This is a genomic window from Streptomyces sp., from assembly GCF_019510245.1.
Taxonomy (GTDB): Bacteria; Actinomycetota; Actinomycetes; order Streptomycetales; family Streptomycetaceae; genus Streptomyces.
In genome coordinates, this window is record NZ_JAEKKT010000134.1 from 51,297 (window position 1) to 70,367 (window position 19,071).

Annotated in this window: 17 protein-coding genes and 2 pseudogenes; 2 read left to right on the forward strand and 17 right to left on the reverse strand. The window is 68.8% G+C overall.

All coding sequences use genetic code 11. The features are described 5' to 3' along the window. Nucleotides 1–4: 4 nt before the first annotated feature. The 12 genes and pseudogenes from JF597_RS19285 to JF597_RS19340 all read right to left on the reverse strand — a co-directional run bounded on the left by JF597_RS19285 (nucleotide 5) and on the right by JF597_RS19340 (nucleotide 12,104). Nucleotides 5–652, reverse strand: coding sequence for an SAVMC3_10250 family protein (locus JF597_RS19285; RefSeq protein WP_293996242.1), 648 nt, complete (start codon nucleotides 650–652; stop codon nucleotides 5–7). Nucleotides 653–1,257: 605 nt separating this feature from the next. Beyond that, nucleotides 1,258–2,235 (reverse strand): MFS transporter, encoded by a 978-nt coding sequence (locus JF597_RS19290; RefSeq protein ID WP_293996244.1) that lies wholly within the window; start codon nucleotides 2,233–2,235, stop codon nucleotides 1,258–1,260. Nucleotides 2,236–2,344: 109 nt separating this feature from the next. Further along, nucleotides 2,345–2,626, reverse strand: a pseudogene (locus JF597_RS55585) (MFS transporter); the annotation flags it as partial. A 67-nt stretch (nucleotides 2,627–2,693) separates the two neighbouring features. Then, complete coding sequence (locus JF597_RS19300; protein ID WP_293996518.1) at nucleotides 2,694–3,680, reverse strand: NAD(P)/FAD-dependent oxidoreductase; 987 nt, start codon at nucleotides 3,678–3,680, stop codon at nucleotides 2,694–2,696. Nucleotides 3,681–4,197: 517 nt separating this feature from the next. After that, complete coding sequence (locus JF597_RS19305; RefSeq protein ID WP_293996246.1) at nucleotides 4,198–4,323, reverse strand: hypothetical protein; 126 nt, start codon at nucleotides 4,321–4,323, stop codon at nucleotides 4,198–4,200. A 337-nt stretch (nucleotides 4,324–4,660) separates the two neighbouring features. Further along, nucleotides 4,661–5,176 (reverse strand): DUF302 domain-containing protein, encoded by a 516-nt coding sequence (locus JF597_RS19310; RefSeq protein ID WP_293996248.1) that lies wholly within the window; start codon nucleotides 5,174–5,176, stop codon nucleotides 4,661–4,663. Between the two features lie 52 nt (nucleotides 5,177–5,228). After that, nucleotides 5,229–6,107, reverse strand: a complete 879-nt coding sequence (locus tag JF597_RS19315; RefSeq protein WP_293996250.1) for an alpha/beta hydrolase — start codon at nucleotides 6,105–6,107, stop codon at nucleotides 5,229–5,231. 479 nt (nucleotides 6,108–6,586) lie between these two features. Then, a pseudogene (locus JF597_RS19320) lies at nucleotides 6,587–6,919 on the reverse strand (UBP-type zinc finger domain-containing protein); the annotation flags it as partial. Continuing rightward, nucleotides 6,916–8,400 (reverse strand): ATP-binding protein, encoded by a 1,485-nt coding sequence (locus JF597_RS19325; RefSeq protein WP_293996252.1) that lies wholly within the window; start codon nucleotides 8,398–8,400, stop codon nucleotides 6,916–6,918. The pseudogene JF597_RS19320 and the gene JF597_RS19325, both read right to left, overlap by 4 nt. Continuing rightward, a complete protein-coding gene (locus tag JF597_RS19330) occupies nucleotides 8,397–10,073 on the reverse strand; it encodes an FAD-dependent oxidoreductase (RefSeq protein ID WP_293996254.1) in 1,677 nt (558 codons plus the stop codon). The genes JF597_RS19325 and JF597_RS19330 overlap by 4 nt, the downstream gene beginning before the upstream one ends. Nucleotides 10,074–10,337: 264 nt before the next feature. Beyond that, a complete protein-coding gene (locus JF597_RS19335) occupies nucleotides 10,338–11,180 on the reverse strand; it encodes an alpha/beta fold hydrolase (RefSeq protein WP_293996256.1) in 843 nt (280 codons plus the stop codon). Nucleotides 11,181–11,288: 108 nt separating this feature from the next. Next, entirely contained in the window at nucleotides 11,289–12,104 is an 816-nt protein-coding gene (locus JF597_RS19340) for an oxidoreductase (RefSeq protein WP_293996258.1), read from the reverse strand. A 204-nt stretch (nucleotides 12,105–12,308) separates the two neighbouring features. On the opposite strand from JF597_RS19340, the gene JF597_RS19345 reads away from it, so the two are divergent. Beyond that, the gene (locus tag JF597_RS19345) at nucleotides 12,309–12,932 is read left to right on the forward strand and encodes a TetR/AcrR family transcriptional regulator (RefSeq protein ID WP_293996260.1); all 624 of its coding nucleotides are present in this window, start codon (nucleotides 12,309–12,311) and stop codon (nucleotides 12,930–12,932) included. A gap of 600 nt (nucleotides 12,933–13,532) precedes the next feature. On the opposite strand, the gene JF597_RS19350 is transcribed toward JF597_RS19345, so the two are convergent. The 3 genes from JF597_RS19350 to JF597_RS19360 form a co-directional block, all read right to left on the reverse strand. Next, nucleotides 13,533–13,787, reverse strand: coding sequence for an IS3 family transposase (locus JF597_RS19350; RefSeq protein ID WP_293996262.1), 255 nt, complete (start codon nucleotides 13,785–13,787; stop codon nucleotides 13,533–13,535). A gap of 83 nt (nucleotides 13,788–13,870) precedes the next feature. After that, entirely contained in the window at nucleotides 13,871–14,080 is a 210-nt protein-coding gene (locus tag JF597_RS19355; protein ID WP_293996264.1) for a transposase, read from the reverse strand. 89 nt (nucleotides 14,081–14,169) lie between these two features. After that, nucleotides 14,170–15,456, reverse strand: a complete 1,287-nt coding sequence (locus tag JF597_RS19360) for a glycoside hydrolase family 6 protein (protein ID WP_293996266.1) — start codon at nucleotides 15,454–15,456, stop codon at nucleotides 14,170–14,172. A gap of 442 nt (nucleotides 15,457–15,898) precedes the next feature. Here JF597_RS19360 and JF597_RS19365 point away from each other — a divergent pair, with 442 nt between their 5' ends. Continuing rightward, nucleotides 15,899–16,627, forward strand: coding sequence for a glycoside hydrolase family 16 protein (locus JF597_RS19365; protein ID WP_293996268.1), 729 nt, complete (start codon nucleotides 15,899–15,901; stop codon nucleotides 16,625–16,627). A 68-nt stretch (nucleotides 16,628–16,695) separates the two neighbouring features. Here the strand turns inward: JF597_RS19365 and JF597_RS19370 are convergent, their stop codons facing one another. Further along, nucleotides 16,696–17,709: a LacI family DNA-binding transcriptional regulator gene (locus JF597_RS19370; protein WP_293996270.1), complete on the reverse strand. Its 1,014-nt coding sequence runs from the start codon at nucleotides 17,707–17,709 to the stop codon at nucleotides 16,696–16,698. A gap of 323 nt (nucleotides 17,710–18,032) precedes the next feature. After that, nucleotides 18,033–19,022, reverse strand: coding sequence for an alpha/beta hydrolase (locus JF597_RS19375; RefSeq protein WP_293996272.1), 990 nt, complete (start codon nucleotides 19,020–19,022; stop codon nucleotides 18,033–18,035). Nucleotides 19,023–19,071 lie beyond the last annotated feature (49 nt).

The following is a 19,071-nucleotide window of genomic DNA, read 5'->3' on the forward strand; positions in this document are numbered from 1 at the left end:
GCCGTCAGTCGGCGAGGGCTACGTACAGGGGGCTGCCGAGCAGCAGCCGCATATCGGGCCTGGGGTCGAGTTCGGGGTAGGGGCTGGGGCCGGCCAGCAGACGCCGGGCGACGAACTCCACGGGCTGCCGGGGACCGCGCAGCAGCCGTCCGGCGGTGTGTACCCAGGCCAGGGACGGCTGTTCGGCCGGTATCTCGACGCCGTCGGCGGCGAACGCCGTGGCGAGACCGGTCAGGAGCGTCGGTACCGAGGACGGTGCGAACTCCTGGGCCTGCGGTGCGCTCGCGCCGATCACATGGCTGCCGGCGCCGCCGAGTCCGAGGACCGTCCGGTCGGTCCGGCCGCCGAAGTACACCAGTGGCCCGCCGTTCCCGCCGGGCAGGGACCCCCACTGCATGGGGAGGGTGCCACGGAAGTACGGTCCCGGTTCGTCCACCGATCCGGTCTGCCCGGACTCCTCCAGGTGGCGCAGGACCCGCTCCAGCTTGGCCGCACGGTCGGGCGCAGGGGCCTCGACGCTGCGCTTGATGCTGAACAGTTTGACGCTCAGGCCTGCTTCGGTGGTACTCCGGCGACCGAACGCGGGGTCGATCTGGGAGAGCAGCATGTCGACTTTGGCGTCGCTGATGTACAGGTAGTACCGCACCGTCACGGTTCGACGATATCGCGCCGCCACCTCACGAGTCCCATGGTGGGCCGAACTCGCGTCAGCCTTTGTCCGTACCGCTCAGTGCGTCTGTGATCATGCGGGTGGGCCGACGCCGCCGGCAGCTCACGAACGGAGTACGCCGCCAGCCTGAGCAAAAGCCGCCGCACCGACAGCGAGCCGAACAGACCTCGGCCCTCCGACTGACGCCGGCAGTGCGCCGGGCGGCGTGGGGCGCCCGGCACGGCGCGAACGGCGGAGCAGGGCACGCGCGGGGCTACTCGGTGAAGGCGCTCATTGCGCGGTCAAGCAGCACGGCCATGGGGACAGTTCGCAGACACCCAGCCCGCCGTAGCGGCATCCGCGCAGGCGAGGGCGGCAGCGACCAGGGCGGTCGGCCTGGGTTCCTCCGGCCGGTCGGGGCCGGCCCCCAGTCGCCGTGCGAGCTCCGGGACCAACATCTCCTGCCGGCCCAGCTGCTTCTCGAAGTGCCGGGCGCGCAGTGACGGCGTATCCACCACTCTGGAGATGCCCTGCTTTCCTGTGCTGATTCGTGTCCTGAGAACAACAGTCATCGCGGGTAGCAGGGCATCTCCAGGGTGGATCTAGGCTTAGTGGGCCATCACGGGCTCGCCCTCGGACGGCTCCAGAGCCCGGTTCGGGATCAGGAACGCGGCGATCACCGCGCCGGCCACGAAGAACCCGGAGCCCCACGCCAGGGTGGCCGTGTAGCCCTCGACCCCGGCCTGCGCCGCGGCCAGCGCGCTGGGCTTGTGCGAAGCCAGGTAGTCGGTCGCGGCCGACGAGGCAACGGTGGTCAGCAGCGCCGTACTGATCGAGCCGCCCACCTGCTGACCGGTGTTGATCAGCGCCGAGGCGACACCCGAGTCCTCGTGGTGCAGGCCTGAGGTCGCCCCCTGGAACGCGGTGGTCATCACCGCGCCGATGCCGAGACCCATCAGGATCATGCCGGGCATGATGTGGGCGGCGTAGGTGCTGTCCAACTCGATCTGGGTCAGCATGGCCATACCGACTGCGGCGACCAGGAAGCCGGCGGTGATCACGATCTTCGGGCCGACCCTGGGCAGCACCAGCACAGGCATGGTGGTCGACGAGGCGACGACGGCCGCGACCATCGGCAGGTACACCAGACCGGTCTTGATCGGCGAGTAGCCGAGGCTGGCCGCGAAGTAGTAGGTCAGGAACAGGAAGATCGAGAACATCCCCATGCCGATGACGAACACCGCCATGAACGAACCACCGCGGGTCCGGTCCAGCACGACGCGCAGCGGCAGCAGCGGATGCGCCACCCTGGTCTCCAGCCAGACGAACACCACGAGCAGCACCGCGCCGACGATCATGGAGCCGAGGGCGACCGGGTCGGTCCAGCTGGTGGACTCGACGTGCGCGAACCCGTAGACGACGGCGAACAGCGCGGCACTCACCACGAGGATGCCAGGAATGTCGAGTTTGGGCTTCTTGGTGATCGCGGGCTTGGCCAGCAGCAGCAAGGCACCGATCAGGGCGGGGACCGCGAAGACGACGTTCACGTACATCACCCAGCGCCACGACGCCCATTCGGTGAGCATGCCGCCGACCAGCAGCCCGACCGCGCCGCCCGCCCCGCCCAACGACGGACGCGGCCCCGAAACCTGCCAGGCCGATCACGAAGAGGGTACGTCGGCCCAACAGGTCACCCAGTCGGCCGCCGAGCAGCAGCAGGCTGCCGAACGCCAGCGCGTAACCCGTGATGACCCACTGCCGGCTGCCGTCGCTGAAGCCGAGATCCTGCTGCGCCTCGGGCAGCGCGATGTTCACGACGGTCGCGTCGAGCATGACCATGAGCTGTGCCATGCCTATGACGACCAGCACCCACCAGCGCACGGCATGTGAGCCGCGAAGGCCCGAGTCTTTCTTCCCGGAGGCGGGCGCCTCGCGGTCGATGCTGGTACTCATTTTCTTCCCTTGCTTGGTGGGCATGACTGAAAGCCGTCTGGAATCTGATTGGTTTCCTCGCCGGTGAAGGTGAGGGTGGTGGGTGGGGATTTCAGCCCTGGAGGGCCGCGTCGGTGTCCGCGATGGCCAGCTTCTTGTTGATGTCAATGCCGGCCAGTGCGCCGGCCGCTGCGGAGGCCCCGACCTGGGCGACCGGATCGGTGACGTTGCCGGCCACCCACACACCCGGCACCTCGGTGGTGCCGTCCGGGCCGGAGGCGAAAGTGCGGCCCACATTCGGCAGGTCCCGCACCGGCAGGCCCAGTCCGTCCAGGCCCTGTGTTCGGGCCTGCATCTGCGGGACGACCGCAAGGACGCGGCGGGCCACGACCTGGCCGTCGGCCAGGCGCACCCCGGCGAGGGCACCGTCGGTGTCGTTGACGACCTCGGTGACCGGGGTGTCGATGACGCGGATGCCGCGGGCGGCGAAGCGGGCGCGGCTGTCCTCGTCCAGGTCGGTGCCGTGGGTGAAGTAGGTCAGGTCCTCAGTCAGCTGCCGGAACAACAACGCGGGGCCGATGGAGGCCGGGCCGGTGGCGAGGATACCGATGGGCTCGTCGCGCACCTCCCAGCCGTGGCAGTACGGGCAGTGCACCACACTGTGCCCCCAGTGCTCGGCGAGCCCGGGCACCTCCGGCAGCACATCCGTGAGGCCGGTGGCCACCAGGATGCGGCGGGCGGTGATGCTGCGGCCGTCGGCCAGGGTGACGGTGAACCGAAGGTCCCCGTCCGCCGACGGGGCGGCGGACTCGGCCGAGACCACCTCTCCGAACACGACGCGTCCGCCGTACTGGCGCACCTGCTCCCGGCCCCGTCGAAGGATCTCGGGCGGCGGGGTGCCGTCCAGGGCGATGAGGCCGTGCACGGCCTCCGCGGGCGCGTTGCGCGGGGAGCCGCTGTCGATCACGACGACCGAGCGGCGGGAGCGAGCGAGGATCAGTGCACCGTTCAGCCCCGCGGCGCCCCCGCCGATCACCACCGCGTCGACGGTCCCCTCGGCCAGTGCGTCGCTCGCGTACGCAGGAGTGGTCACAGCCATGGCCTCCTGCTTTTCCTTGTCAGTCATGGTTCGGTCGGCCCTTCGAGTTCTGGGTGGTTGCAGATGGGCAGCTGTTCAGGAGGCCCAGGAAGTGGTCGGCGACCGTCGTGGGCTGTTGTGGAGAGTCCGGCCCCGGTTTGCTTGGGACGTTCGTGATGTAGAGATCCGGTACGGCGATGAAACCCGCCGCCGCCAGGATCGCGAGGATCAGACCGTGCCTTGCCGGCCCTTGAAGGCGTCGCAAGGCCGGGCGGCGTGGAGGAGTTCAAAGGCATGGGTTGCCGTCAATCGCGCCAGGCGTGCACGCAGCCTGTCCGTGGGCTCAGGACCGTTGTGTACTGGACTGTCAGAAACCTAGATGGTTCTGTACTGAGTTGTCAAGTGCGACAGGTCGGCCCTCGCTCACCGCGATGATGCCCGGAATGTCGAGTTTGGACTTCTAGGTGATCACGGGCTTTGCCAGCAGCAAGGCACCGATCAGGGCGGGGTCGCGAAGGCGGCGTTCACGTGCCGTCACTCACCGCCACGACGCCCATTCGGTGAGCGTGCCGCCGAGCAGCAGCCCAAACCGCTCGATGGATTCGGGTCCGTAGATGCCGGCGAAGTCTTCGCCGAGGCGAACAGCAGAAGACCGCAGTGCCACGCTCTGATCGAGACTCAGCGTGGACCAGGTAGGGGCCGGCTTGATGCGGCATCTCTCTGAGTTGGAAGGTTGCATGTCATGCCGAAGGAGGTGGATCCCGAGCTGAGGGCCCGAGTCGTCCGGCCGGTGCTGTAGCACCGTGCCGAGTACCCGACCGAAGACCGCGGCGGTGCTGACGGTGCCAATGTGGCGGTCCTACCCGAGCAGGCGGCGCCGGCGGCGATGCCCCTCATCGGAGGGGGGCGGTCCGGCAAGACCGCCGCTGATGGGCCACCAGCCCACTTCACTCCCGACGATGCCTCTGACCAGGTCGGACACGGTGCTGGAGTGGCAAGGGTCAGGTCGTGATCAGCTCCGGTGGTACCGGCAGTGTCATGAGGCGGAGCAGTTCAGCGACTTTGGTGTCGAGTTGTGCTCCGACCTCGGCGATGCGGGGATCGCCGAAGCTGGCGAATTTGCTCGACGGCTGGTCGATGCTGATCTGTACGGGGCCGGAGGCGGTCTCGTAGATCGCGGTGCGCAGTGGGGCGTACAGGATGGTGCCGGGGTCGTGTCGGAACATGGTTTCCGCGATGACGTTGTTGCCCATCATGTAGGTGACGGCGCGGTGTTGATGTCCCGACAGTCGCATCACCGGCATGGGGTCCAGCGTCCAGTAGATGGCAAACGAATGAGGTGTGTGTGCGGCGATGTAGGCCTGCAACGCCGCGAGGTCGCCTGTGCCGGCCACCTCGGCGAGTTCGGCGAAGTCGATGGCGGGTACCAGCGATTCGTAGCGCCGGCGGACGTTGTCGAAGGTGTCCTCGGTGTCGATGACAAGGAGGTTGACGAGGTGGGGGACGGCCTGAGTCATGGGGTTTCCTCATCTCTGGACGGGGATGGGCGGGGGGTGCCGGTCGTTTTGCTCAGGCGGCGTCGAGCAGGATGCGTGCCATGTCGTCGGGGCGCTCCAGTGCGGAGAAGTGGCCTGTGCGGGGCACGGTGATGCGGTGGACGTCGGTCAGCGCGTTGGCCACGCGGTCTCGCTCGGCGGGCCGGGACCAGTCGTTTTCGCTGTAGACGAGGGTGACGGGTGCCGACACGCGCGGGTAGCGCTCGCGGGCCCGGTCGAATCCCCTGAGGCTGCGGAAGATCCCTCGGGACACCTTGGCGTAGCCCTTGCGGCGGCCGCTTCTCAGTAGCTCGGTGATGAAGTCCTCGGGCAGCTTGGTCTTGTCGACGTAGCCGCCCTGCAGAATGGCCCGGAAGATGGGCCGCGGCTCGAGGGGGGCGAAGAGGGGGCCCAGCACGGGCATCCGCACGCTGGAGATGATGACGCGGGAGAGCCAGTTTCCCCGCTCCCCGCCCTGGGGGTAGTCGTAGCTGTTGAACGCCACGACCCGGCTGACGCGGTCCTTCAGGTCGATCGATGCCGACAGGGACAGGGCGCCCCCGAGCGATTCGCCCGACAGGGTGACGTCGTGGAGGTCCAGTCCGCGGACGAATTCGACGACCGCGGCCCGCAGTTGCGGCTCCTCGTACTGTGCGCCGGGGACGATGTCGGACCATCCCATCCCGGGCAGATCCAGCGCGTAGACCGTGTAGTGGTCCCACAGCAGCGGGATCACGCGCTGGAAGTAGTCGAGCTGGCCGCGCACGGTGTGCATCAGCACGAGGGCGGGGCCGGTGCCCACGGTGTAGTAGCGCAGCCGCGAGCCGTCGGCCCTGGTGAGGAACCGCACCTCGCCCCGGCCGTTGCTCCAGGTTCTCGCGTATGCCGCGTCGGGAGACTCGTTGCGTTCCATGCTTCTGTCCTTTCAGGCGAGGAGAATGCCGCAATACGGGCATTCTCCATATTTCGTTGGCCTGTGAAGTTGATCAGAGTTTGGACACTCGGTATGAAGAACCGCGCATTCTTGAACTAGGAGTCAAAACCAGGGTGCAAAGAGGTGCGGTCGCCCGAAGTGTCCTGTCTCAGAGGCCCGCGAGGGCCGTGTCGGTGATTCCGTGGAGCGTCGGCCGGTCGCACGGCTTGGCCATGACCCGCAGCCCGGCGCGGGTGTTCTGCAAGAGCAGCGCCTGCGCTCTGGAGTCGACGTCCTAGCCGACGTCACCGTCCCGCTGCCCCTGCCGGATGCGGGCGGCGAAGAACTCGATCATGCGAGACGGGTCAGCTCGTCGTCGCGGCCGATGAGTGAAGTGCCGAACAGGTTCTGCGGCACAGATGGATCCTGACATCCACCACTGACAGCCCTGGTCGGCCGAGCTCAGCGCAGCGTGTCCGCCAGTTCGCCGGCACGCGCCCCGCCGGTCCCGGCGTGGGCTGGTCGGCAGGGTGGGCGTCCGGGGGAGCCAGGGCCGGACCGGACTCGTACAGCTCGGACGTCTCGAAGTTCCAGAACCAGGTCTCGCCCGGCTCGTAACTGCGGATCACCGGGTGGCCGGTGTCCCGGAAGTGGGCGGTGGCGTGCTTGGCGGGTGAGTCGTCGCAGCAGCCGATGTGGCCGCACTGGGCGCAGCGCCGCAGATGGAACCACCAGCCGCCGTCGGCGTCGCATTCGACGCAGCCGGCCCCGCTGGGCGGGACGCTGGGGTCGATGCCGGTGTCCTTGGTCATGACGGCTCCTGGGCCGGGTCGGGGACGGTATCGGGCTCGGTGTCGGGGTCGGTGGCGGTGAGGGGGAGCAGCACCTGGAAGCGGGTGTCGCCGGGTACGGACTCGACTTTCAGGTCGCCGTGGTGCTTGTTGACGACGATCCGCCAGGAAATGTCGAGCCCCAGCCCCGTGCCCTCGCCCACCGGCTTGGTGGTGAAGAACGGGTCGAAGATCCGGCCGCGGATCTCGGCCGGTACTCCCGGGCCCGTGTCGCGGAACTCCACCAGCAGCCGGTCGTGCACCACAGCGGTGCGTACGGTCAACGTCCCTTCGCCGCCGGCGCTCTTGATGGCGAAGACGGCGTTGTCGATCAGGTTGGTCCACACCTGGTTCAGTTCGGCCGGGTAGGCCGGAATCCTCGGCACCGAACGGTCGTATTCCTGCACGACCTTGACCTGGGGACCGATCTTGCCCGACAGCATCAGCAGCGTGCTGTCGAGGAGTTCGTGGACATCGGCGACCTGGTAGGGCGCGCGGTCCAGCTGCGAGTACTGCTTGGCGGCGTCGACGAGGTGCGAGATGCGGGTGGTGGAGTCCTCGATCTCGGACATCAACAGCTCGGTCTCGACCGTGTAGGTGAGGCACTCGATGGCGCTCTGCAGGATTTCCTGCTCGTCGACGGCCGCCGCGATCTGCTCCAGCCACTCGACGTCGAGACCGCCTTGCACGAAGGTCGGCGCGATCTGCCAGCCGTTCTGGACGCCGTGGTCGTCGAGCCAGTCGGCGAGTTCGTCCTCCCGGTCGGACGCTTCGAGCGGGCGCAGTGCCGGCGCCTTGGAGACCCGCTCGGCCGTGCGCTCCTGGAGGTCGACCAGGGCCTTCAGGGCGTCGCCGTGGTAAGGGCCCGAGGCGATGGCGCTGAGTTTGTTGCGCATGTGCGCGGCCCGGTCCCTGAGCGACGAGGTGGCCCGTACGGCGGCCGCGGCCGGGTTGTTGAGCTCATGGGTGAGACCCGCGGACAACGAGCCCAGCGCCAGGAGCCGTTCGCGCTGCCCGACGGCCCGCTGAAAGGTCTGCGCACCGAGGAAGAGCCCCTCCAGGAGATGGACCGCCATCGGAAACCACTCGTGCATGAAGTTCGCGAACGAATCGGCGGGCAGCACGAAGAACCGCGTCGGCTCCGACACCCGCACCGAGTTCATGTACCGCTGCGGTTTCCCGTCCCCGACGTACGCCATCACGGCCCCCGCGTACACCCCTGGCTGGGACGTGCGGCTCACCTCGATGTCGTCGCTGCCCACCCGGCGTGACATGACGACCGTGCCATCGATCATCACGTAGAAGCAGGCCGCCGGGTCACCTTCGGTGAACACCGGCCCCGGATCGAACAGTTCGACCCGTCCCTCGCTGCACAGCCTGCCGATCTGCTCGGCGCTGAGCTTCTCGAACAGGAACAGCGAACTGATCTCCGCCGCGTTGCACGGCATCAACTGCCCGCTCATGACTGCTCCAGGTACCGGTGGACGAGCATCACGGCCATGGCTCCCTCTCCGACGGCGGACGCGACCCGCTTGGCGGACTCCGCGCGCGCGTCCCCGGCGACGAACACGCCGGGGATGTTGGTCTCCAGGTGGTACGGCGGCCGGTCCAGCTCCCAGTCCGCCGGTGGCCGCCCGTCGGCGGTCAGATCGGGCCCGGCGAGGATGAATCCGCGCTCGTCCCGCAACACGGTGCCCTCCAGCCAGTCGGTCAGCGGGGCCGCGCCGATGAACACGAACAGCCACTGCGCGTCGACGAGTTCGGTCTGACCGCTCGTCGTGTCGCGCAACGTCAGCTGTTCCAGGTGGCCGTCGCCGTGCGCGGCCCCGACGACCGTGTGGGCCCGCACCGAGATGTTCGGCGACTGGGCGATCTGCTGGATCAGATAGTGCGACATCGACGCGGTGAGGTCCGCTCCGCGCATCAGCAGCGTGACCGACTTGGCGCCCCTGGACAGGTACATCGCCGCCTGCCCGGCCGAGTTGGCGCCGCCGGCGATGTACACGTCGTGGCCCTGGCAGGCGGCGGCCTCGGTGAGCGCGGACCCGTAGAACACCCCGCGGCCCGACAACTCGTCGGCACCCGGCGCCTCCAGCTGCCGGTACGATACACCGGTCGCCAGGATCACGCTGTGCGCCGCGATCTGCGACCCGTCCGAGAAGCGCACGGTGCGGGCCGCCCCGTTGATCTCCAGACCCGACACCTCACGCGCGGTGAGGATCTCGGCCCCGAACTTCGCCGCCTGCCGCCGGGCCCGGTCGGTGAGCTGGGCGCCGGACACCCCGTCCGGGAAGCCCAGATAGTTCTCGATCCGCGAACTCTGCCCGGCCTGCCCGCCGGTCGCCGACCGCTCCACGAGCACCGTACGCAGCCCCTCCGAGGCCCCGTACACGGCCGCGCCCAGCCCGGCCGGCCCGCCGCCGATGACGACCAGGTCGTAGAAGTCGGCCGTGGGTGTCGTCGCCAGCCCCACGTGCGCGGCCAGCTCGGGCACCTCCGGCTCGACGAGCGCCGTACCGTCCGCCGTGATCACCACCGGCAGCCGCTGCCCGTCCTGGCCCGCGGCCGCGAGCAGCCGCTGCCCCTCGGGTTCCTCGGTGGAGTACCAGCGGTACGGCACCTGGTTGCGGGCCAGGAACTCCCGTACGTCCGAGGAGCGCGCCGACCACCGGTGACCGACGACCTTGGTGCTCGGCACCGGCCGGAAGTCACTGCACCGCCACGCCTCCAGCAGGTCGTCGAGCACCGGGTAGAGCTTCTCCTCCGGCGGGTCCCACGGCTTGAGGAGGTAGTGGTCGAGGTCGACGACGTTGATCGCGTCGATCGCCGCGTTCGAGTCCGCGTACGCGGTCAGCAGCACGCGCCGGGCACCCGGATACACGTCCAGGGCCTGTTCGAGGAACTCGATGCCGTTCATCTGCGGCATCCGGTAGTCGGCCAGGATCACCGCGACCAGATCACCGCGCAGCTTCAGCTCCCGCAGCGCCTCCAGCGCGGACTCGCCGGACTCCGCGCGCACGATCCGGTAGGACTTGCCGTAGCGCCGCCGCAGGTCACGGGCGACGGCCCGGGAGACCCCCGGGTCGTCGTCCACGGTCATGATGACGGTCCGCGGAGCGTCCGCTGCCTGTGCCATAGGTACCCCACCCCGAGTGATCGGATCACCGGTCGACGCCGGCTCGGTGCCGCGCCGCCCTTCAGTCATGTTCGATCGCCCTGCTTCGCTCCGGTCTGCCAACTCCGTCGCGAGCAGAGCACGCAGAACTCGTTGCCCTCTGGGTCCACCAGTGTGGTCCAGGACTGCTCTCCCCGGCCGATGTCCGCGTGCCGCGCCCACCGGCAGCCGGTCGGCCGCGCGCCGCCCATCCCGGTGGTCTCGCCGCGAGGGTCGAGTGATCCGCTACTCGGCCCACGCCGCGATCCGTTCCGCGATCGCCTCGGGGGCCTCGATGTGCAGGAAGTGACCGACGTCGGGGACGACCTCCATCGCGTGCGGGGCGGCGAACCGATGTCGGTCGTCGACCTTCGGGGGGAGGATGCAGTCGTCGTCGGCACCGTGGAGGTGCAGCAGGGGTACCTCGATCGGCTGAGACAGGCGGCGCGCCGCCCTGAGCATGCCGGGTCGCATCATCTCCCGGTAGTACTTGATGGGCGCGGGCATGCTCGCCCGCAGGTGCTCGTGCAGCTCCGCCTGGACAGCTGCATCGAGCGAGAGGCCGGGCGACCACTGGCGCCAGAGGCGGTCGATGAGGGCAAGATCGCGGGCGGTGGCCATCCAGCCGCTTCCCGGCAGTTGAAAGAGCCCCATGTACCAGCTCCGGCGTAGCTGAGCGGGGCGCGGCCGGCTTATGAACGTGAGTGGGTGAGGGATTGCGAGCGCGACTGCGCGTTCGATCCGTTCCGGCGCAGTGACGCAGGCGTCGTATGTGATCATGGCGCCCCAGTCGTGGCCGACCAACTCCACGGCTCGCCCGGGAGACCAGCGGTCGATCAGCGCGAGCACGTCGCTGGTGAGGGATGCGAAGTCGAACGGCCCCGCAGTCGGGGACGGCGCGTAACCGCGAAGCCAGGGTGCGACGACGTGACGGCCGCGTCTTCCGAGCTCGGCGAGGAAGGGTTTCGCGGTCGGCGGATGGTCCGGGAAGCCGTGCAGGACGAGCGTCGGTCGACCATCGGGATCACCACCCTGCAGCGCGTGAAAGGTGCCGTGTGACAGGTCGAAGGTGACGTGTTCGAACTTCATGTGTGTCAGCCTTCTCCAAGAGCGGTCGCACGACAGATGCCGATGCTGGCTTCGGTGTCTGTGGTGGTGGACATGTGCGTCTCCTCGCGCGCCGGGTGTACTGCGGGGTCAGCCGGCCAGTCGGTTGAGCTTGCGGAGTTCTTTGTCGAAGGTGCGCGAGGGCACGAACCGGCGCAGGAGGCTGACGCGTCTGGCCATCGGGCCGGCGGGGTACCGGAGCTTGGGCTGGGAGTCGGTGGCGGCCTTGACGATCACCTTCGCGACAACGGCCGGGTCGTCGGCGGTGCGCAGGGCCGTGGCCAGCACGTCTCGGGAGACCTCCCGTTGCGCGGCGTAGACCGGCAGGGGCGAGTCGGGCCCCATGCTGCTCGCCTCGAAACTCGTGCTGGTGTAGGCCGGCTCGACCAGCAGAATCCGGACGCCGTGCTCGCGAAGCTCGTGGTCGACGGACTCGGAGTAGCCCTCGACCGCATGCTTGGTAGCGGCGTAGACGGCCATGAAGGGCGCTGGGACCCGACCCATCATCGAGGAGACGTTGACCACGCGGCCACTGCCCTGGGCGCGCATGTGGGGCAACACCGCGTTTGTCATCCGGATCACGCCGAAGACGTTGATGTCGAAGACGTCCTTGGCCTGGTTGATCGAGCTTTCCTCGCCGGCGCCCACCGCGCCCACGCCTGCGTTGTTGACCAGGACGTCGATCCGGCCGAACCGCTCGATCACCTCCTCGGCCAGGGAGCGGACCGACTCGTCGCCGGCCACGTCGAGATCGAGGAACGTCACTCCGGCGAGCGGCTCGGCGTTCGCCGCGTTGCGGCTCGTGCCGACCACCGCGAAGCCGGCGCCCACCAGGGCGAGCGCCGCCGCCCGCCCGATCCCGGAGGAGGCGCCCGTCACGAGGGCCACTCGGGGAGCTGTCTGCATGCTGGCTCCTTTGGTTGTGGGCATGACTTCGTCGGGCGCTGTGCGGGGTCGGGTGTGCTGAGGTAGACACGGTCCGCACCGGTCCTGCATGCCCGGACCAAGCCTGTCCGGTGAGCTCAGGACGGTTGTGTACTGAATAGTCGGAAACCTAGATAGTTCTGTACTGAGTTGTCAAGCGCGGCGGGTCGGCTTTACCTTCGGTGTATGGCGAGACCACGAAGCTTCGACCGCGACCACGTCCTCCATGCCGCCGAGCGGCAGTTCCGCGCCTCGGGCTACAACGGCACGAGCGTCGACGACATCAGCGCCGCCACCGGCATGGGCCGCGGCAGCCTCTATGCCGCGTTCGACGGCAAGCACGGCGTGCTGCTGGAGGCGATGGCCGGCTACTTCGCCCGGCTGGGGCAGGGTCCGCGGAAGATGCTCGACGGACCGGACGAGGGTGCCCTGGAACGACTGCACGCGTACTTGCTCCGCGCCGTCCACGGGGTGCCGCTCGCCGCCGACGTACCCCCCGCCTCTGACCGGGCGGGGGCGGCCTGCTTCGCCGCCAAGATGGCCCTGGAGATCGGCGCCTCCGACCCCGAGGTGAAACGCCTGGCCAACGAGTGCTTCTCCGTGGTCGCGACGGCGGTGGCCGAGTGTGTGCGAGCGGCGCAGCGCAACGGCGACATCGACCCCGACGCGGATCCCGACGACCTCGCGTACCTGCTGCTGACCATCATCCGCGGGAGCGATGTCGTGGGCGCGTACGGCCACAGCCCCGACCGCCTGACCTCGGTTGCGGAGAGTGCGTTCGCCCTGCTGCCTCGCCCGCGTCGCACCTGAGAAGGGCACGGCCGGCCGCGTTGCACAGGCATCCGATGCGGTCGGCCCACCTCGACGCCGCGGAGACATGGCCCGCAGGTTTACGCGCCGCCGGGCGGTCGTCCGGGCGGTTGGCGAAGAACTGCGCCCGCATCCAGCCGAGTTGCTCCACCGCATGCGCGGTGCCGCCGGGCTTGAACTGCACGGTCAGTCGCCGAACGCCTCGCCACCAGCAGACGGTGGTACTTCGGCCGCAGCCTGGAGGCACGTGGCAGCTACAGAAACTCCGACCAATCGATCACGGACTCCTGCCGGTGTCACACCCCGACTGGCCTTGACCGCGGTCGGGTCCGCTCGGCAGCCTCACCGAACGCTCAACCATTCCGCAGGTTCGCATAGCCGCGTTCGCCAGTACTCGACCAGCCGGTTCAGCTCCTCGTGAGCTGTGGGTTGACATCACGGCTGATGATCACCTCAACCAGGTGGTCGAGGAGGATGAGAGCGAGCCGGTCGTGCGCTTGGTCGCCTGCATCGGCGCATCGTCGGATCTCGGCGATTCGACCGCAAGCCAGTTCCACTCGTGGGCTGCGCAGTGTCGGGCTCCCACCGGTCCAGGCGAGGTCAGCGGCGACGGACCACCGTGCAGCGGGCCACCTGCACACCCCTGCGCTTGGGCGCGCGGGTGATCCGGCGGACGCCGTAGGTGTCGCCGGACTGCGCATGGACCTGATCGATCAGCGGCATGAGCTGCTCGTCGCGCAGCCGGCGGGCCGACTTCGGTCGCTTCTCGCGCGCGTAGTACTCCGACTCGGACAGCCCCGGCACCCGGCAGGCCAACCCGGTCCCGAGGTCCTTGTCCCTGAGGTGCTCGATCACCTGGTCGGCCCCGTCCGGGGACGGTCGAGTTCCGCCGCAAAAAACGCGCTCGTGGCCTTCAGGATCTCGTTCGCCCGCCTCAACTACGCGTTTACCCGGCGAAGTTGCCTCAGTTCTTCCTGTTCGGGGCTGGTCAGCCGGTCGTCGCGTTCACCGGTGTCCGCCTCGGCTTGGCGGGCCCAGCCGCGCAGGGCCTCCTTGTGGATGCCCAGGTCCTTCGCGACGTGCCCGATCGGACGACCGGTGGTGCGGACCTCGCGGACGGTTCGCTCGCGGAGCTCGTCCTGCTTCATGGACTTCACGAAACGGGGTGCAGCTCACCGCAGGTGGGTTATCGGGGGCCGACACCGGGGGAGCCGGGTTGGTGTGCCAAGCGGTGTGATCAGTGCGCGTGGTTGGGGGTCAGCGGAGGGTTGGCGTTGCTGGCGAGGGTGTGGGCGAAGTCCGGCCACCAGGCACCGGCGGGCGGATCCTCGACGCCGCCGTACTCGGGGTCTCCCGGTCCGGCCGTGCCGCGGTGGCAGGTGCCGTCGGACTGGCCGATGGTCTTCACGTACAGGTACGCGTCGGCCAAGGGGACGCCGGTTTGCGTCGTGGGGCGGTTGCCGACTCCGCGGCCCGGGGCGTTGCACCAGGGTTCGTCGTCGGTGTACTTGCCGGGCGGGGCGGTCCATGCACCCCGTCCGTTTCGGCTGGTGTCCAGGACGTAGTGGGTGAGCAGGTCGGTACGAGGTGTGCCGACGTTGCTGTCGTACCAGGCGTCGGTCCAGTGCCAGGTCGAAGGGTCGTCGAACTCGACCGCGTCCCCCGGGAGCCCGTCGTTGGGGGCAGCCGAGGAGTAGTACTGGCTGGCACACTGGTCGGCCCGCCCAGCGGGGTCAAGGGATTCCGTGGCGTACCAGACGCATGTGGACACCCATGTGCCATAGCGGTTGAGCTGGTCGGTCGGCTGGTAGTTCGAGATGTTGAGGGCGAATCCCTGCGCCTGTCGCAGGCCCGCGTCGATCAGTCGGCCGGTGATCTCACCGACGGGCTGCCATTTGCTGTTGCCGGCGTCAAGGTAGACGGAGGTCGCCGGGTCGGCTTCCAGGGTGCCGACGGCCGATCTGACCTCGGCGATACGGGCGGTGGTGAGCGAACCTGTCGGGTCGGTGTCCGGGCCGCAGTCCTTGGGGAGCAGCGCGAGTGAGTCCGGTTCGACGATGACGACGGCCTTGTAGGTGCCGATGGCTCTGGCGACAGCCTTCACCCAGGCGTCGTAGGCGGCCGAGTCGGCCGCGCCGCCGGCCGAATAGGAGCCGCAGTCGCGACCAGGAACGTCGTACAGGACCAGCAGTGGGACGGAGCGGGTCGCCTTCGCGGCCCGGACTATGCCTCGGACGCGATCGCCGACTTGTTGGGGGGTTCCGTCGGTCAGCCAGACCGCCTCGGGCCAGCTGGCGAGTTCGGCCATGTTGCGCGCGTCGGCCAGATGGCCGGCCCGCAGGTCGGAGAGGGCCTGGTGAGCGGCTTCGCTGTGTGGATCGACGTAGAAGCGTGTGCCGCTGCCCAGGGTTCGGCTCGGTGCTGGTCCGGGGGTGGCTTGGGCGCCGGGGGTGAGGCCCGTCACCACGAGAGCCGCCGCACAGGCCGCAAGGGCCAGTCGGCGGAGCGCTCTGCCATTGATCATGGGGTGGAGTCTCCCTTTCAGTACGTAGGTGTGGGTGTGCCGGGCGACTGCACCGACGGAGCCTCGAATCTCACGGCTCTCCGCCATCGGTGCACGGTTGGGAGCGCTTCCAGGTTGGTGATGATTGAGTGCACGAGAGCCCGTGTCAAGACTGAAGTGGATGATGTATACGGCTGCATGAGGAACGAAGGCGTGCGGTCGCGTCGTCTCACCTTTGCATTCACGCGCTGAACTCGGTGACCGGCAACGTCCGGCTCGGCACTGCCTTCAGTTCAATCGAGCTCACTCATCGAAGCGATCGGCCCGTCCTTGTTCAACAGTTGAAGTCGGCGCTATTGACAGGAAGTTACGGCGCTGTCATGTTCACCGTCATCGGAGCGAAGTGCCACCTTTGCTGGAAGCGCTTCCAAAATGCATTCACGGCCGAGCAACGGAGCTCACCATGCCAGCTGGTCTCTTCACGTCGGTCCGCAGCGCGGTCACGTTGGTGACGGCGTGCCTGCTGCTGCCCTTCTCCGCTCACCCGGCGCATGCCAGTTCCTGGGGGAGTCCCCAGACCGTCAACTCGTGGAATGTCATCAACGGGAGGTGGACCGCCAACAACGAGCTGGAGACGTACACGCCGAACTGCGTCTGGTACGACGGCGGCACCCTGATGATCAAGACATACAAGGCCGCCGACGGGACGTACTACTCGGGTCGCGTGGAGTCGAAGGCGCTCTACGGCTACGGCACCTACAGCTTCACCGCGAACATGCCCGACGGACGCGGGCTGCTCCCGGCGGTGTGGGCGGCCTACCTGAACCCGTGGCTGCCCGAGTTCGACGCCGCCGAGATCGTCGGTCAGAACAACCACACCGTGTACCAGACACTTCACGACCAGAACAACGGGCAGACCCAGTACTCGAAGAACAACTCCTCGGGGTGGACGAACGCGTTCCACACGTATTCGTTCACGTGGTGGCCCGACCACGTCGACTTCGCGGTGGACGGCACCATCACGGGCTCGAAGCCCTACACCACGCCGGCCGGCACCGGCATGCACTTCATCGTCGACACGGCGGTGGGAGGCGACTGGCCGGGCAATCCGGACAACTCGACCTGGGCAACGGCGGACGGCGCCCGCTACCTGAAGGTCTCCTCGATCACGTACACGCCGTACTACCCGTGACCTGACCGGCGGCCATCCTCCGGGATGGCCGCCGCCCGTGCGGGATCCCGCGAGGGTGGTCCGCACGGTCAGGCGCTGGAACGCACCACCAGATGAGACGGCAGCAGCAGGGGAGTGGGGTCTGCGCCCTCGATGACACCGACCAGCATGCGGGCCATCTCCCGTCCCAGGGCACGGACCGGCTGGTGAACGGTGGTCAGCGGCGGGTGTGCGATCTGCGCCACAGGGAGATCGTCGAAGCCCACGACGGCGACGTCGTGCGGAACCGAGCGGCCGCCTGCGCGCAGTGCACGCAGGGCCCCCGCCGCCATGTTGTCGTTCGCTGCGAACACTGCGTCCACGGCGGGATGTTTCTCGAGCAGCCTGGCCATGGCCACGGCCCCGCTGGGCTCGTTGAAGTCCCCGGCCTCGGGGGCGTGCGGCCTCCTCCCGGCGAGCAGCAGCGCTTCCCGGTACCCCTGGTAGCGTGCACGGCCCACCTCCGTGTCCAGAGGCCCGCAGATGGTGGCGATGTCGGTGCGTCCGCCGGCGAGCAGATGCTCGGTAGCGCGCCGTGCGCCGGCGACGTTGTCTATGTCCACGTACCAGCGCGGGTCGGCGCCTCCGGGGCGTCCGCCGAAGACGACCGGCAGCTCCGTCTCCGCTGCCAGGTGTGCCAGGGGGTCGTCGGCGTGCAGCGCCATCATCATCACGCCGTCCACGCCTCGGGACCGCAGCAGGTCCCCGACCCGCTTTCGGGCCCGGTCGGAGGCGGCCAGGCAGAGCATGAGATGCAGGTCGGCCTCTTCGAGGACACTGGAGACTCCGGCGATGACCTGTCCGAAGAAGGGGTCCGCGAGCACTGAGGGATCGTGCTGCGAGATGACGAGAGCCGCTGCTCCCGCCTGGCGCGTGGCCAGCGCCCTGGCCTTGGGGTTCGGCACGTATCCAAGTTCCCGTACGGCCCGCTCTACCGCCTCGCGTTTGGCGCGGCTGACATGCGGAGCGTTGTTGAGTGCCCGGGACGCGACGGAGCGGGAGACCTCGGCGAGCGCGGCCACCTCGTCGAGCGTCGGCCGTCCCGACCGCGAGACCTCATTCATCACTTGCCCCTTCATGTCACCGCGTACGTGGAAGCCCTTCCATTCTGGTCTGCTCCGTCCTCCCACGCTTCTCTGCCATGCCTCCCGACTTCCCCTGCATGCACTGTCTCTACGCTACGAGGGGGTGCGCCACGAGGCGTTGTGATCCGCGTGCGGGTGACTGAGCGGCCTGAGACAAGACCGCATCCTCAACGAAGCAGCCGAACGCGCCGACCCGCTCAGGCTGATGCGTCTCTCTGGCATCACCGAGCAGACCGCCATGCGCTACGTCACCGCCGTCCACCCCGAACGAACCGCCAAGCTGCCCAGGTAGCCTGCCTGGTTCAGCCCTGGAGGGTGGCGAGCCAGTCGGTCAGCAGGCGGTTGACCTCGTCAGGGCGCTCCTGCTGGATCCAGTGGCCGCAGGTGTCCAAGAGGTGGGAGGCCGACAGGCCGGGGAGGGTGGTGGGGTAGGCGTCGATGGCGTCGGACATCCAGGTGGTGGAGGCGTCCAGGGCGCCGCCCATGAACAGGGACGGCTGCTTGATCGGGGCTCCGCGGTGCGGGGCGAGGTCTTCCCAGTCGCGGTCCATATTGCGGTAACGGTTGAGGGCGCCGGTCAGGCCGGTGCGCTCGAACTCCCCAGCGTAGACGTCGAGGTCGTCCTTGCTCAGCCAGGCCGGGAGGACCCCTACGGGGAAGCGGTCGCGCAGCCGGCCGCCGGCGCGGGCGACGAAGTGGGGGTCGGGCTCGCCCTGGGCGGGCATGGTGTCGGCGGACAAGGCCGCGTAGAAGCCCGCGAGCCAGCCCCGGACGTCGGGCTCGATCTCCGCCTCGGCCCGGCCGGGCTTCTGAAAGTAGGAGACGTAGAACTCCTGCTCGGGGCTGCCGATCTGGCCGAAGATGTCGGTCGGGCGCGGGCCGCCGGGCGGCGCGTAGGGGACGCTCAGCAGGCCGACGGCACGGAAGACCTCGGGGCGGAGCAGGGCCGAGGCGGAGGCAATGTTGGCGCCCCAGTCATGGCCGACCACCACCGCGCTGTCCTCGCTGAGGGCACGCACGACGGCGACGTTGTCCTCCACCAAGTCGAGCATCCGGTAGGCGTCGGTCGCCTCCGGCTTGGAGGAACGGCCGTAGCCGCGCACATCGATCGCCACCGCCCGGTAGCCGGCCGCGGCGAGGGCCGGGAGCTGGCGGCGCCAGGAGTACCAGGACTCGGGGAAACCGTGGACGAGTAGGACCAGCGGGCCGGCGCCCTGCTCGACCAGGTGCAGGCGCCCGGCCGGGGCCTCGACGGTGCGGTGGCGGAGCTCGGCGGTCGGCTCGGGCTGCATGGGCTTCTCCTCGATTCACGGGCGGACGCGGCTACCCATCGATCATGCG

Excerpts from the sequence above, each read along its gene's own strand:
- JF597_RS19290 (WP_293996244.1), bottom strand. The coding sequence starts at position 2,235 with ATGCTCACCGAATGGGCGTCGTGGCGCTGGGTGATGTACGTGAACGTC.
- JF597_RS19300 (WP_293996518.1), bottom strand. The coding sequence starts at position 3,680 with ATGGCTGTGACCACTCCTGCGTACGCGAGCGACGCACTGGCCGAGGGG.
- JF597_RS19310 (WP_293996248.1), bottom strand. The coding sequence starts at position 5,176 with ATGACTCAGGCCGTCCCCCACCTCGTCAACCTCCTTGTCATCGACACC.
- JF597_RS19315 (WP_293996250.1), bottom strand. The coding sequence starts at position 6,107 with ATGGAACGCAACGAGTCTCCCGACGCGGCATACGCGAGAACCTGGAGC.
- JF597_RS19325 (WP_293996252.1), bottom strand. The coding sequence starts at position 8,400 with ATGAGCGGGCAGTTGATGCCGTGCAACGCGGCGGAGATCAGTTCGCTG.
- JF597_RS19330 (WP_293996254.1), bottom strand. The coding sequence starts at position 10,073 with ATGGCACAGGCAGCGGACGCTCCGCGGACCGTCATCATGACCGTGGAC.
- JF597_RS19335 (WP_293996256.1), bottom strand. The coding sequence starts at position 11,180 with ATGAAGTTCGAACACGTCACCTTCGACCTGTCACACGGCACCTTTCAC.
- JF597_RS19340 (WP_293996258.1), bottom strand. The coding sequence starts at position 12,104 with ATGCAGACAGCTCCCCGAGTGGCCCTCGTGACGGGCGCCTCCTCCGGG.
- JF597_RS19345 (WP_293996260.1), top strand. The coding sequence starts at position 12,309 with ATGGCGAGACCACGAAGCTTCGACCGCGACCACGTCCTCCATGCCGCC.
- JF597_RS19355 (WP_293996264.1), bottom strand. The coding sequence starts at position 14,080 with ATGAAGCAGGACGAGCTCCGCGAGCGAACCGTCCGCGAGGTCCGCACC.
- JF597_RS19360 (WP_293996266.1), bottom strand. The coding sequence starts at position 15,456 with ATGATCAATGGCAGAGCGCTCCGCCGACTGGCCCTTGCGGCCTGTGCG.
- JF597_RS19365 (WP_293996268.1), top strand. The coding sequence starts at position 15,899 with ATGCCAGCTGGTCTCTTCACGTCGGTCCGCAGCGCGGTCACGTTGGTG.
- JF597_RS19370 (WP_293996270.1), bottom strand. The coding sequence starts at position 17,709 with ATGAATGAGGTCTCGCGGTCGGGACGGCCGACGCTCGACGAGGTGGCC.
- JF597_RS19375 (WP_293996272.1), bottom strand. The coding sequence starts at position 19,022 with ATGCAGCCCGAGCCGACCGCCGAGCTCCGCCACCGCACCGTCGAGGCC.